The sequence below is a fragment of the Sphaerisporangium sp. NPDC049002 genome (assembly GCF_040649355.1).
Classification (GTDB): domain Bacteria; phylum Actinomycetota; class Actinomycetes; order Streptosporangiales; family Streptosporangiaceae; genus Sphaerisporangium.
Genome location: NZ_JBEZFH010000021.1, coordinates 21,890 through 36,114, shown reverse-complemented (window position 1 = coordinate 36,114; position 14,225 = coordinate 21,890). Strand labels below are relative to the sequence as shown.

Sequence of the window (14,225 nt, the reverse complement as noted above, 5' to 3'; positions counted from 1 at the left end):
CGGCGAGAAAACCCAGCGGTGCCCGGTCTTCGGGCCTATCCTCCTTGTGATGATGCGCCTTGTGACGGCCGCACCTGCACCGTTTCACTACCGAGGCCACCTCCATCCCTAGCGAAGCGCTAGAGCTGACATGAACGGGCGGACCCTCTCCCGCGATCCGTCCAGGCCGACCAGGTACCCCCCGAACCCAGTGTCGGCTCTGTGTACGGCACCGTACAGCGACACATTCGTTGCCGCAAGCGATTACCGTCCATTTGTGAGCCTAGTTCACGATACAGTCCGACATATCCGGATATACGGCCTACCTCGACCTTCGTGTGGACCCAGCTCGACCAGATCAGGGGGCGATGCGCGGGGACGTCCGGTCCGCAGGGAGCAGTGCCGCTACCGCGAATCGTCGATGCGGTGGCGATCTCCGGGTTTCAGTCCGGCAGTGGCAGGTATTCGAACCAGTCGAAGTCGGCGACGTTGTCGCTTGGGTGGCCTTCGCCGGAGACTTACATGCAGATGTAGGTGCCGATGAAGTCTCCGGCGAGCTGCACGCTCCCCACCTGAGGGGGTGAATTCCATGGCGGCGTGCACTGCGAAGTGGGCGTGCCGCTGCCGCCGGGCGACGAGGCTCGGATTGGTCCATTCGGTGAGCGACTCCGGCCGTCCCCGCAGCCGCACGTGCCCGGGGCGCTCGGTGAGCGTCCAGTACGGCTCGCGCGGCGTGCGCAGGTGCCGTGACGCGCCCGCTTCGCGGCTTCGGGTGCGTGTCCGGGGGCGTCCGCGCGGGACGACCCCGGACGGTGCTACCAGTGCTACCGCGTTGCGCAGACGGTTCCGTTGAGGGTGAAGACGGCGGGGAGGATGTTCGGGCCGCTGTAGTTGCCGACGAAGCCGATCGTGGTCGACGCGCCGGTCGGCAGCGAGCCGTTGTTCGGCTCGTTGACGACCTTGACGTTCGAGCCGTTCTGCGTCCAGACGGCGCTCCAGCCGCTGCCCAGGCTCTGCCACGTCCTGGGCCAGCTGAAGTTCAGGGTCCAGCCGTTGATCAGTGCGCCATTGTTGGTGATGTCGATGGCGCCGACGTAGCCGTTGCCCCAGTCGGACTGGTCGGTCAGCCGTACCGTGCAGGAACTGGAGGCGGGCGTGCCGGTCGTGAACGTGAGGGGCGGGGAGGCCGACGAGACGCCGCCGCCGCTGTCCCGCGCGACCACGTTGACCGTGTAGCCCGTGCCCGGCTTGAGGTTGTTGACGGTGAAGGAGTTACCGGCGGTCTCACCGAGCTGCTCGCCGACGGCTCCGTCGTGGCGGTAGACCTCGTACTTCACGATCGGGCGCGTCCCGGCGGAGGCGGCGGGCCAGGAGATCGTGGCGGTCTTGTCCGTCACGTTCGAGGCCGTCGGCTGCCCCGGCGCGCCCGGCAGTCCGGTCTGCGCAGAGCTGGGATGCACAACGATCGTGGTCAGCGACAGCGGCGGCAGCGTCCGGCTGGTCGCGCTCCCCGAGGTCGAGCCGGTGATGTCGGTGGCGCCGTTGGTGTGGGTCAGCACGACCGGCGCCCCGGAGGCCGGGTTGAAGCCGGAATAACCGATCGTGACCGGGAAGGACGTGTCGGGCGAGGTATTGATCAACAGGACCGCCAGATCGCCGTCGGGGCGGCGGACGGCGTGCGCGCTGACCTTCGCCTGGTCGGTGGCGGCCCGGATGAACTGGTCGCCGGGACGGGCGAACCTGCTCGTCATCTGCAGCGCGTAGTACGGCGCGAAGGGTGTGTTCAAGGCCGGCTCGCACACGCTGCCGTCGGAGGTGCAGGTCGCGCTCGACAGCAGGCCGAAGTCGCCGTAGTCGGTGTGCCCCGCGACCTGCGTGACACTGCCGATGCCGTTATGCACGTTCCACCAGTCGACCGTGAACACGCCGTTCGCGAGCAGCGTCGCGTAGGCGTCGGCGGCGGCGAGCGCACCGGGCTGGGTGTTCGTACCGTTGCTGCTGGTCCCGGTGTTGAACTCGGTCATCGAAATGCCGATCCGCTCCGACCCGGGCCCCGCGTACTCGGCGATCTGCCGGCGGGTGAGATAGATCATGTCGGGCACGCGGCCGGCCTTGTCCAAGGCGCCGGGGTACCAGTGCAGGACCACATAGTCGATCTTCGGTCCGGCGATCGACAGGACGACCTTGTTCCAGGTTCCGTCGTCGCCGCCGGCGACCAGCCCGTCGGGCCAGTCGCCCGCTGTGGTCAGCACAGCGCCGATCTTGATGGTCGGATCGACCGCCTTCATCGCCTCGGCGTAGGCGACGACGTTGCGCGCGTACTCGGCCGGGCTCTTGTCGGCGTGGTCGTCGGCCTCCCAGGCGGAGCCGTAGTGGCCGTTGCCGTAGTTCTCGTTGCCGATCTCCCAGTACTTGACGCCGTACTTCTTGGTGACGTTGGCGTAGCGGACCCAGCCGGCGGCCTCGTTGGCGGTGCCGGTGCCGTAGTTGGCGGTCACCATCGCCTGCGCCCCGGTGCGCCGCACGCCACGCATGAAGGTGTCGAAATCGGTGTTGGGAGCGACGTAGCCGCCGGGAGCGGTGTGGTCGGCCCAGTGATAGATGTCGGAGTAGGAGCCGCCGGGATAGCGCAGCAGTTTCACGCCCGCGTCCTTGAGCCGGTCCGAGGTCTCGTCGGTGCCCAGATTGCTGTCCCAGATCGCATGGTTGGTGCCGATGCCGGTTTCGGGGACGGTGGCGAGTGCGGCGCGCGCGTTGACGGTCACCGAGACCGGGGTGACGTCGTCGGCGTACGCGGGGGGAACGTTCAGGGCGACCAGGGTCAGCAGGACGGCGGACGCGATCCGTGAGGGGACATTGAGCATGGGCACACCTCGTCATGGGTAGCGGCAATTCAGTCGACGCCCCCTCCTGACCAGGGAGACCCCATGATCCTGCGGGCTGTGCGCCACGGGCGTCAACCGTCGGTGAAAGTTTCACTCCGTACGGTCGCCGTGCCGGGCGGATCGCTCCGTTTATGGGTGCAGGGCCGGGGCCGGCCGAATCGACCGGCCCCGGTTCGCTGAAGGCGGCGTCCCCGGGCACCTACGGCGCATTACCGCGGCCACCGCCGGTCCGGTCAGGCGCAGCTGGTCGCGGTGTAGGCGGCGTCGTAGGACGAGGTGACCTGCTTGCCACCGATCGTCGCGGTGCCCGTCACGTTCACCGTGCCGGCGGCGAGCCGCCCGGTCCGGGTGTTGAAGGACTGGTACGCCTGCTTGCCCGGGGCGACGTCGGCCACGGTCTTGGAACCGTAGGGGGTCGACAGCGTCACGTTCGCCGGCACCGAGGCGTCGTTGACGGCCGTCACCGCCACGTACGCCGACGTGCCCACGCAGCGGGATGAGGCGGTCGCGGTCAGCGGAACACCGAGTGCGGTTCCGCTGAGTGCCACCGTGGTCGGGCTGTTGGCGGCGGTGCTTCGGACGACCAGGTTTCCGGTGTAGGTCGTACCGGCGGTCGGCTTGAACGCCACGGACACGCTGCAGGAGGCACCCGAGGCAAGCTGCCGGCCCTGGCACGTGTCATCGGAGACGACGAAGCCCGCGGGCACTTCGACGGAGTTGACGGTGATCGTGGGCTGGCTGGTGTTGGTGAAGCGCACCGCCATCGGGTCGCTCTGCTCCCCGGTCGGCTGATTTCCGAAGCTGAGTTCGGTGGAGCTCGGGGTCAGAGTGGCGACGGTGTCCAGGACCAGGGCCGGCTCGCCCTTGTACACCAGACGCCAGTCCACACGCGCGAACGCGGCCGGGTCGATGGTCTCGTGTTCCACCACCCAGTCGATGATCTCGTCCCTCACCTCGGTGAGGGGGTTGAAGACGATCGGCGCGGTGGCGATGTGGGGCGCGTTGCCGCCGCCGTTCTGGCGGTAGTTGTTGGTCGCGACCACGAACTCCTGGGCGGGGTCCAGGGGCGCCCCGTTGAAGGAGAGGTTGATGATCCGCTCCCCACCGGGTTTGGAGACGTCGATGTCGTAGGTCAGTCCCCGTGCGACGTCGTAGTTGTACGCCGGGCCGTTACCGGTCACGGTGCCCGGCTTGTACGGGCCGGGAACCGACACCTGCTTCATGAACTTCGCCGACCACTCCAGGAAGTCCTTCATCTGGGCGCCGTTCATCTTCACGCCGATCAGCGTGTTGTCGTAGATGTACGCTCCCGCCATGTCACGGATCGTGACGTTCCCCTTCGGGATGACGGCCTTGGCGTCGAAAGGCGCAGCCAGGGAGAGGACCGGAAGGGATGCTTCGGGCGTGCCCGCCAGGCCCTTCTTCACGACCTCCGCCTGGACGTAGTTGATGAAGTCCAGTGCGGCGACGTCCTTGTAGTGGGCCTCCCGCATCGGCATGGTCCCGAGAGACGTGCCGATGACACCGTTGACGTGATCGACCACCTTCTGCTGCGCCGCGGCGGTCAACGCGATGATCTTCGGGTCGTCGGTCGCGGTGCTCGCCTGCAGCAGCTTGGACGACTTCGAGGCGACGCTCCACTGACCGTCGACCTTCGCGAGATCGATGTCGACCACACCGAGAACCTTGCCCCAGGAGCCTGCCTGGGTGACAAGCACCTGCTTACCGGTGGCCTTGTTGGTGACCAACTGCTGCGGGATCTCGCTGTGAGAATGCCCGGCGATGATCACATCGATGCCGGGGACCTCCTGGGCGAGCAGCGTGGAGGCATTCTCGGGGAACGGGATCTGGTCGCCGTACGACGAGCCCGTGCTGGTGCCGGAGTGGACGGAGGCGACGAGGATGTCCACACCCTGGTCGCGGATGATCGGTACGTACTTCTTCGCTTCTTCGACGATCCCGTTGAAGCGAAGCCGCCCTTCAACGTTGGACTTGTCCCAGATGGCGGAGCCGGGTGTGGTCAGACCGAGGATGCCCACGCGGATCGGATCGTGCCCCTCGATCGACATCGTCTTGATGATGTAGGGGGTGAAAGCGGGCTCGCCGCTGTTCCAGTCGTGAACGTTGGCGCCGAGTATCGGGAAGTCGACCTGCTTTTCGAACGCTCGCAGAGTCTCGATCCGGTAGTTGAACTCGTGGTTGCCCAAGGTCATGACGTCGTAGCCGATCGCGTTCATCGCCTCGGCCATCGGGTGGATCGTACCCATGGTGATCGGCTCGGTCCTGGCGTAGTAGCTACCCAGCGGCGTGCCCTGGATCGTGTCGCCGTTGTCGAGCAGCAGAGTGTGGTCTCGGCCCTTCTCGACCCGGACCTTCTCGATGAGGCTGGAGACCCTGGCCAGGCCACGCCCTGTGTCCGGTTTATCCGCGTAGTAGTCCCAGTTGAAGAGGTGGGTATGTAGATCGGTCGTGTTCATGACCGTGACGGAGACGCTGTCGTCAGAGCTCGGCTCGGCGTGGGCGACCGGCAGCCCGATCGCGGCGAGGCACGCGAGCAAAAGGGCGACGATGCCTACTCGTCTCTGGTAGGCGGTCGAGGCTGTTAACACGGGTGACGGTCCTTCCTGGCGGGTGATCAGGGTTCGCAAGTCTGGAAGAAAAGTACAAATCACGTCAAGCAGGCACATTGACGTACTAACGTGAACAATGTTGGACAATTATTTAGCGGGGAGATGGCCGGGGCGCGCACCGGGTTCATGCCTGCACCTGCGTTCGACGCGTCCTGGCATCAGCAAGCCCCGTTCACCTTTGTGTTGGGGCGGGCCAGGTCATCGAGGGCTGGGACAAGGGTCTGCGTGGCATAAGGTCGGTGGCCCGGCGAACTCGCCATCCCGGCCGCGGCGGGCCTACGGCGCAGCCGGAAAACGTGCGATCCCGCCGAATGAGTCGCTTGTCTTTCTGGTTGACCTACTCGCGGTTAAGGCCGCTCACTGACCATCAATTACTGACTCGTAACTGGTGACCAGAGGCCTTCTGGCGGAGCTTGATCATCCTGCGGCGCACCGATGGGGTAGTCGACGCAGCCGTGATCGCGATGGCCGAGCGCCTGCACATCACCGACGTCGCGACAGTCGACACGAAACTCGTCGGCATGTCCGTCAGTGTCTCCAAGATCAAGCCGATTTCCTGGCTCCTGCCTGACCCCTTCTGATTTCGTTCAACGTCCCTCCGGCGTCGGTGGGCAGGGCGCGCATCTCCTCTGCTCACCGAGGCCTCGATCGAACGGGTCGTGCCCGAGATCGGGGCTTCAGTGCGAAAGAGGGAGGTATTCGAACCAGTCGAAGTCGGCGATGTTGCCGGTGGGGTGGCCTTCGCCGGAGAGGTACATGCCGATGCAGGCGCCGATGAAGCCTCCGGCGAGGGAGGTGCTGAGGATCCGGCCGTCCACCGGGTCGCCCAGCGGGTGCCAGTCCCCCGGCGAGGTCGCGTACGACATCTGGTACTCCTGCTCGTGCGCCTCGACGCCGAGCCAGAGCCGGCCACCCGGCACGTCCGCCTGCGCGAGCGTGCGGTCGACGCCGCCCTCCCTCCTGATCACGACGAGGCCGCCGGTGGTCATCACCAGCAGGATGTGGAAGTCGTCGTTCTGAAGCAGGGCCAGACCGGCGCGTTCACCACCCGAGGGGGTGAACTCCATCGCGGCGTGCACGGCGAAGTGGGCGTGGCACTGCCGCCGGGCGACGAGGCTCGGGTTGGTCCACTCGGTGAGCGACTCCGGCCGCCCCCGCAGGCGCAGGTGCCCGGGGCGCTCGGTGAGCGTCCAGTACGGCTCGCGCGGCGTGCGCAGGTGGTTCCAGCCGGGCGCCAGCCGTACGGCGTCGAAGTTGTCGCAGGCGGGCTCGGCCGGCCAACGGTGCTGGGGAAGATCCGGCCCCTCGGCGGTGAGCTCGACCGGGCCGGGGACGGGCCACCCTTCCTCCCAGCGCACCCGGGTCAGGAAGGTCTCGCGGCCGAGGTTGTAGTGGTAGCCGCCGTACGGCCGCATGGCGAGGAGCACCATCCACCACTCCCCGCCCGGCGTCTGGACCAGGTCCCCGTGGCCGGTGCCCACGATGGGATGGTCGCGGCCGAGGTTGCGGTGGGTGAGCACCGGGTTGCGCGGGTTCCCGGTGTACGGCCCGGCCACCGTGTCCGCGCGGGCGACGCTCAGGGCGTGGTCGTGCTCGGTACCGCCCTCGGACACCAGCAGGTAGTAGGTGCCGTCGACCTTGTAGAGGTGCGGCCCCTCGGCCCAGATCGCGCCCTTGACCGCGCCGTCCCAGAGCACGTGCTCCTCGCCGACGAGCTTCATGCCGTCGAGGTCCAGCTCGCGCAGCCAGATCTCGGTGTGCCCCTCGTACCGCTGGGGCCGGGCGGGGCGGGTGCCGTGCGCCCACACCCGGCCGTCGTCGTCGAAGAACAGGGACGGGTCGAACCCCTCGGTCTCCGGCAGCCAGTAGGGCTCGCTCCACGGCCCGGCGGGGTCGGTGGCGGTGACGAGGAAGTTGCCCGTCTCCATCAGCCCGTCCACCAAGGTCGTGATCATGTAGAAGACGCCGTCGTGGTGTCTGAGCGTGGGCGCGTAGATGCCGCCGCTCGGCCGTACGCCGTCGACCGGGAGCTGGGACGCCCGGTCGAGCACGTGCCCGATCTGCCGCCAGTGCGTCAGGTCCTTGCTGTGGAAGATCGGCACGCCGGGGAACCACTCGAAGGTCGAGGTCACCAGGTAGTAGTCGTCGTCCACCCGGCAGATCGACGGGTCCGGGTGGAACCCCGGCAGGATCGGGTTGCTGAAGCGCACCGCACGCGGCCTTTCTCGTTGATCGTCTTCCGGAGCCGGGCCGGTAGGAGGACCACTCCCCGTACCTCCCGGAGCCCGGCCGGTACGGGAACCGATCCCCCGTACCGGCCGGTGCCAGGGTCAACCGGTCAGTTCCAGCACCCCCCAGCCGGCCGTGCTCAGGTACGACTGGCCGGAGGAGTCGTTCCAGGTCACGGCTGCCGTACGGGCGGCGGCGGTCGCGTCGTTGACCTGGATGTCGAAGCCGAGGAGGCCGCCCTTGGCCGGGGTGATGGTCGGCAGCTTGATGGACGCCTCGACGACGTAGCCACCAGGCACGACCTTCGCCGCGCTCGTCAGGTTGTCCTTGACGGCGAAGGCGTCGAAGGTGCCGCCGACGGTCCGCTTCCCCGAGAAGGAGACGCGGTACTGCCCGTCGTCATCGTCATATCCCTTGGTCTTGCCGTTCCCGGGGTCGACGAAGATCTCGACGGAGTCCTGCTCCCACGGGTTCGGCGACGCCTCGCTGAGCGCCGGGTCGGTGACGCGCGCGAGCACGTACAGGTGCCCTGAGTCCCACAGCGCCCGTACGGTGGCGGTGGCGCCTGTGGTGCCCTGGATCCAGGTGGCGGTGCGGATCTCCGGGGCCCTGGCCCAGGCGGCGTCGGCGACCCCGTCGACGACCGGCGTGCCCCGTGGGGCCGTGGTCTGACGCACCGCCGCGGTGAGGGTCAGCTCGCCCTTCCAGGAGACCTCTCCCTTGGCGTCGTGCGCGACCAGCTCGAAGGGGACCTTCCCGCCGAGCGCCGCCTCGGCGGGAAGGAGCGCTTCCACGCGGTAGCCGCCCTTGGCGGCCCGCGTGTCGAACCATCGGGCACGCCCGTCGCGCTTCATGACGTACGCGGTGCCACCGAGCCGCACGGTCACCGTGTCCGCCTTGTCGCACGTCGGGTCGCGTACCTCGGCCAGCACGGCGAGGCCGGCGGTCGACCAGCGGGCCTGGAACCCGGCGGCGAGGTCGCCCACCCGGGCGATCGGCGCGTCGGGCAGCAGGTCCCACTGCCGCTCGCGCTCTCCGTCGACCTTGACGGTCGCCTTCGGCGCGTCGAGCCTGCGCGTGAGCGGCGGCAGGCGGGACGGGTCGGCCACGCCCCAGTACGCCGGCTTGGCCTGGAGCTCGTCGTCGAACAGCAGCGGCGGGTTGAGCCGGGTGATCGGGAAGGACGACAGCCAGGTTCCGTCGTCGCCGAGGCCCCAGACCGTGACCGACGACAGGTGGGAGGCCTGACGGCGGAAGACGTCGAAGATCTCCTTGTACCGGTACCCCTGCTGGGCCAGGACCTCGGCCGGCACGGCGGTGTAGGAGGAGACGAAGTCGGTGTAGACGCTGACGTCCAGCTCGGTGACCTGCTGGTCGACCCCGAGTCCTGCGAACAGCTCGATGGTCTTCTCGATCTCCGAGGCCGGGGCCTGTTCGATGTTGACGTGGAGCTGGTGGCCGACGGCGTTCACCGGCACTCCCTCGCCCCTGAGCTTCTTCACCAGGTTGTAGACGGCCTGGCGCTTGCGCGGCAGCTCGGTGTTGTAGTCGTTGAGCACCAGCTTGGCGGCCGGGTCCACCTCGTGGGCGACGCGGAACGCCGTGCGGATGAAGTCGTAGCCGGTGACCAGGAACCACGGGCTGCGGCGCATGCCGTCGGGCTGGTTCTCGTCCACGACCTCGTTGACCACGTCCCAGGTCTGGATCCTGCCCTTGTAGCGGCCGACGACCGCTCTGACGTGGTTCTCCAGCCGCTTCAGCAGCAGCGCCTTGTCCGCCGGGGTGGCGGTCAGGTCGCGGTCGCCGTCCTTGAACACCCAGTCGGGGGTCTGGCTGTGCCAGGCGAGCGTGTGACCTCGGAACTTCAGGCCGTGCTCGGTGGCGTAGTCCACCAGGTAGTCGCCGTCACCGAAGGTGAACTCGCCCTCGCGGGGCTCTGTGGCGTCCCACTTCAGCGCGTTGCCCGGGGTCACGCTGTCGAAGTGCTTGGTGAGCAGGCGCCCGTGCTCACCCAGGGTCTGGGCGCGCGCGACGGCCGCTCCGACGTCGAAGGAGAGCTTGTCCTTGAGCGAGGGGATACCGGTCTCGATCGGCTTCGGCGGCACGTACGCCAGTGTGAAGTCGTCGATCGAGAACGGGAAGGCGCCGCTTCCGGACTCCACGTAGACGCTGAGGAAGTCCACGTCGTAGGCCGGCGTGTATGAACCTTTCAGCTCCACCCACTGCCCGGCGGTGATCGCGGTGGGCGCCACCACCCGGTCGTAGCTCGCGGTGCCGGCGAGGCGCCGCTCCACCGACAGGCCCAGCTCGCCCGAGGCCGTGTCCGGCCCGAGCCGCACCCACAGCGACAGCGTGTACTTCGATCCCTTGGTCATCTTGCCGAGGACGTTGAGCGAGGGGCCGTCCCAAGAGGCCGACCTGCCCGTGGCCAGCAGGCTCGCGGCGCCGCCGTGGGCCTCAGCCGTGCTGACCGTCAGCGTGGCCGAGCCGCGCGACGTCCATCCCTGCGCGGTGCCGCTCTCGAAGTCGCTGGTCACGCCCGACTGCCCGGGATCGGTGTCCGTGGTGATCGTGATGTCGTCCAGGTAGTACTCGCCGGTGGCGTCCGAGCTCTCGGCGTACAGCTGCAGCTCGGTGGAGTCCTCTGTGTAGGTGTACGTGCCGGCGATCTCCGTCCAGGCCGCGTCGGTGACCGTGGCGGCGCCGACCCGCTCGTAGGTGGTCGTCCCGCCCGCGGGGGTGCGCTGCGCGGTGAGCGCGATCGTGCTGGACGGCTGCCCGGCGGCGAGGCGGGCGTAGGCGGTGACCGCGTACGTCACCCCCTTCTCCAGCGGCGGGCTGATGGTGGCGCCGTGCCAGGTCGCGGTCCTGCCGGTGGTCAGCAGGGAGCCGCTCCCCGAATGGGCGGTGTCCGGGGCCACCCTGACCGCGACCCCGGAACCCCGTGGCCCCCATCCCTGCGTGGTGCCGTCTTCGAAGTCATATTTCGCAATCTGCACGGCTTGTTCGGCCTGCGCCGCCAGGGGCGAGAGCACGGACAAGGGAAGGCATAACAGGACAGCCGCCACCCAGGAACGGGGTAAGCGCATGCTGGTCTCCTCAAAGGTCAGGTAGATGAGCCAGGTCGTACGAGGTTGGAGGTCAGGAGGTCGATCAGGGGGTCGCGGCGCACGCAGTTCCCGAGCGCGAAGGAGTCGGCCAGGGCGACCAGTTCGCCGTCGTCCAGCCCGGCGAACAGGGAGGCGTACTCGGGCACGAGCGCCTGCGCGACGAGGATGTGCCGGATGAGGTCGTCCACCTGGTAGCGGGCGCCCCAGGGATACGGGTCCCACAGGGGGAACTCGCTCTCCATGAGCCGGTGCAGCGGCGCCAGGACGTCGCCCGACTCCTCCATGGTCGAGCCCCACCGGTCGGCCCCGAGCCGCTTCTTCTTGGCCACGAAGTCGCCGAAGCGGCGCAGGTACGGCCCGTCGGGGTCGGCGTGCACCAGGCCCTGGAGCCCCACGTCCTTGTACGTCCACAGCGACCAGCCGGCCTCGTACCCGTCGAAGATGTCCAGCTGGTCGGCGAGGATCTGGTAGCGCTGCTCGTCCACGGCCGGGTCCCCGGTGTAGACCGGGCCGAACTCCCCCACCCACAGCGGCGTGCCGGTCTCGCGCTGGAAGGTCGTGCGCTTCTCGAAGGCCCGCTCAAGCTGCCCTCGGTCGACCCACTCGCCCCGCGTGTACCCGGGGTAGGGCCCGCCGTGGGCGAACCCCGCCAGCGCGTAGTCGTGGCAGACGAACACCGTGTTCTCGTACACCTCACGGAAGATCGAGAAGTCGGTGGAGTAGGTGTTGCCGTCGAGGAAGAGCACGTGGGAGGGGTCCACCGCGCGCAGCGCCTTGACCAGGCGGTCGTAGAAGGGCCCGATCACCCGCCCGGCGGCGTCGCCCGGCTCGTTGACCGGGTTGTACCCCGCCACCCACGGGTGGTCCTTGTAGTGGTCGGCGATCGCCTCCCACAGGTGGACGGCGCGGTCCTGGAAGTGCCGGTGCCGCCAGAACGACGCCACGTGGGTGGGGTTGTCGGAGTGCCAGTGCTGGTTCTGCGCGCCCGGCAGCGCGTGCAGGTCGATCACGCTGTAGATGCGCCGCTCCGCCAGCAGGCCGATCACGCGGTCGAGCCGGCGGAACCCGCTTTCGACGATCTCCATCGGCCGGTCGTCGGACTCGAAGTGCCGGTAGCTCACGGGGATGCGCACGCAGTTGACGCCCATGCCTTCGAGCAGGGCGGCGTCCTCGGGGCCGAAGAAGGACGTCAGCAGCCGGTCGAAGAACAGCTCCTGCCGCTCCTCGCCCAGCACCTTGCGCACGGCGTCGCGCATCGACGACTCGTCGGCCGGGTAGCCGGTGATGAAGTTCTCCATGTTCATCCAGCCCCCAAGGCCCACCCCCCGCAGCCGCACGGAGGTTCCGTCGGCCTCGACGAGGCGGGATCCGGACACACGCAGGGTCATTCCGCACTCCTTGGTGATAAGCCGTGAAGGCCGTGAAGCTCGATGGACCGTGGAAGGCGCGGGGTCATCCCTTCGTCGCTCCCGCCGTGAGGCCGCCGATGAGCTGCCGCTCGGCGACGGCGTAGAACGCCAGGGCGGGCACCATCGCGAGCACGACGTAGGCGAGGATGCGAGCCGTGTCGGAGGAGTACTGGCCGTAGAACTGCTGGACGCCGAGCGGGATGGTCGACCAGTTGGGGTCGTTGAAGATGACCAGCGGCAGGAAGAAGTTGTTCCAGCTCGCGACGATCGCGAGGACCGAGACGGTGGCCAGGGCGGGCCGGGCCATCGGCAGCAGGATCCGCCAGAAGAACCCGAAGCTGGTGCAGCCGTCGATCGTCGCGGCCTCCTCCACCTCGCGCGGGATGGTCCTGAAGAACGACCGCAGGACGATGATCGTCACCGGCAGCCCGAAGGCGGCCTGCGGCAGGACCACCCCGAACGGGTTGTCCAGGAGCCCGAGGGTGCGCAGGAGGATGAACAGCGGCAGGATCGCCACCGCGAACGGGAACATCAGCCCGACGGCGAACAGCGTGAACAGCAACTCCCTGCCCCTGAACGCGAAGCGGGCGAACACGAACGCCGCCATGGCCGCCAGGCCGACGGTGATGACCATCGTCGCCAGCGCGATGAACGTGCTGTTGACGAGCTGGCGCCAGAACGAGCCCGAGGCCAGGATGTCGGTGTAGTTCTCCGGCACCCACGGCGAGGGCAGTCCGAAGGGGTTGGTGGAGAGCTGGCCGGTGTCCTTGAAGCCGCCGACCACGCCGAAGACGAACGGCACGACGACGAACGCGCCGAGCACCAGCACGATCGCGTGCAGCGAGAGGGACCTGAGCCACGGGAGCCGGACGGGAGCGGCCGGCCGGGCGTGGCCGGGCGTGCGGGCCGGCGCCTGGGCGGGCGCGGTCATCGCTGGTCTCGCATGGTGGTGATCGCTCCTTCGGTGTCGCGGCGCAGGACGAACCGCTGGTAGCCCAGCGCGAAGACGAGGCTGATGAGGAACATCACGACGCTGATGGCACTGGCGTAGCCGACCTGGGACCGCTTGAAGCCGAACTGGAACATGGTCACGGCCATGGTCTCGGAGGAGTGGATCGGCCCTCCGCTGGTGAGCACCCACACCAGGTCGAACAGCTGGATCGCCCCGATGACCGACAGGAAGACGCTGATCCTGATCGTCGGCCCGAGCAGCGGCAGGGTCACGTAGCGGAACTGGGTCCAGCTCCCCGCCCCGTCGATCGAGGCGGCCTCGCCCAGCTCCTTCGGGATGCCCTGGCGGCCGGCCAGGTAGAGGATCATGTGGAAGCCGAAGTACTTCCACGTCATGACCAGGAACAGCGACATCATGACCGTGGACGGCTCGGCGAGCCAGCTGGACCGCAGCGACTCCAGGCCGGCGGCGCCGAGCATCTGGTTGGCCAGGCCCGCTTCCGGGGAGAGGATCATGGTGAACAGGACGCCGGTGATCACCTCCGACAGCACGTACGGGGCGAAGAACAACAGCCGGTAGAACGCCCGCCCGCGCATCTTCTGGTTGAGCAGCATGGCGATGGCCAGCGCGAGCGGGAGCTGGACGGTGATCGACAAGACGATCAGGACCAGGCCGCGCCGCAGGTCGCCGACGAACACCTCGTCGGCGAACATCCGGGTGAAGTTGTCGAGCCCGACGAAGTCGGACGGCATCCCGCCCAGGCCGTTCCACTTGAACACGCTGGTGTACATGGCGACGGCGATCGGCGCGAGGACCAGCAGGCCGAACAGCACCAGCGCGGGGAGCAGGAAAAGCGTGATCGTCGCCAGACCCCCGAACCGGCGACGGCGGGCCGACGGGGTGGCCGCCGGCCCGGCCGTCCTCGGCGACCCCGCCGTGGGCGCCGGTCGTTCATCCGTTAGCGCCGGACGTGTCATCTCACTCCACTCCGCCCGCGGGCCGGGCGTCCCGCCCGGCCCGCCCGTCGTCAC

Annotated in this window: 9 protein-coding genes; 1 reads left to right on the top strand and 8 read right to left on the bottom strand. The window is 68.3% G+C overall.

The window, feature by feature from the left end:
• Positions 1–384 precede the first annotated feature (384 nt).
• The 3 genes from AB0B89_RS07455 to AB0B89_RS07445 all read right to left on the bottom strand — a co-directional run bounded on the left by AB0B89_RS07455 (position 385) and on the right by AB0B89_RS07445 (position 5,473).
• On the bottom strand, positions 385–669 hold the full coding sequence (locus AB0B89_RS07455; protein ID WP_358549562.1) for a hypothetical protein: 285 nt from the start codon (positions 667–669) through the stop codon (positions 385–387).
• Between the two features lie 134 nt (positions 670–803).
• Entirely contained in the window at positions 804–2,843 is a 2,040-nt protein-coding gene (locus AB0B89_RS07450) for a cellulose binding domain-containing protein (protein ID WP_358549559.1), read from the bottom strand.
• Between the two features lie 254 nt (positions 2,844–3,097).
• Complete coding sequence (locus AB0B89_RS07445) at positions 3,098–5,473, bottom strand: 5'-nucleotidase C-terminal domain-containing protein (protein ID WP_358549556.1); 2,376 nt, start codon at positions 5,471–5,473, stop codon at positions 3,098–3,100.
• A gap of 434 nt (positions 5,474–5,907) precedes the next feature.
• Between AB0B89_RS07445 and AB0B89_RS07440 the strand changes: the two genes are divergently transcribed.
• Complete coding sequence (locus tag AB0B89_RS07440; protein WP_358549553.1) at positions 5,908–6,075, top strand: hypothetical protein; 168 nt, start codon at positions 5,908–5,910, stop codon at positions 6,073–6,075.
• A gap of 96 nt (positions 6,076–6,171) precedes the next feature.
• Here the strand turns inward: AB0B89_RS07440 and AB0B89_RS07435 are convergent, their stop codons facing one another.
• From AB0B89_RS07435 to AB0B89_RS07415, 5 genes are all read right to left on the bottom strand, one after another.
• Complete coding sequence (locus AB0B89_RS07435; protein WP_358549550.1) at positions 6,172–7,704, bottom strand: glycoside hydrolase family 43 protein; 1,533 nt, start codon at positions 7,702–7,704, stop codon at positions 6,172–6,174.
• Between the two features lie 120 nt (positions 7,705–7,824).
• Positions 7,825–10,812 carry an endo-1,4-beta-xylanase gene (locus tag AB0B89_RS07430; RefSeq protein ID WP_358549548.1) on the bottom strand — a complete coding sequence of 996 codons (2,988 nt, stop codon included), beginning with the start codon at positions 10,810–10,812 and terminating at the stop codon, positions 7,825–7,827.
• A gap of 17 nt (positions 10,813–10,829) precedes the next feature.
• Positions 10,830–12,221, bottom strand: coding sequence for a cellulase family glycosylhydrolase (locus AB0B89_RS07425; protein ID WP_358549545.1), 1,392 nt, complete (start codon positions 12,219–12,221; stop codon positions 10,830–10,832).
• Positions 12,222–12,285: 64 nt separating this feature from the next.
• Positions 12,286–13,173: a carbohydrate ABC transporter permease gene (locus AB0B89_RS07420; protein ID WP_358549543.1), complete on the bottom strand. Its 888-nt coding sequence runs from the start codon at positions 13,171–13,173 to the stop codon at positions 12,286–12,288.
• Positions 13,170–14,171 carry a sugar ABC transporter permease gene (locus AB0B89_RS07415; protein ID WP_358549540.1) on the bottom strand — a complete coding sequence of 334 codons (1,002 nt, stop codon included), beginning with the start codon at positions 14,169–14,171 and terminating at the stop codon, positions 13,170–13,172. The genes AB0B89_RS07420 and AB0B89_RS07415 overlap by 4 nt, the downstream gene beginning before the upstream one ends.
• Positions 14,172–14,225: the final 54 nt, after the last annotated feature.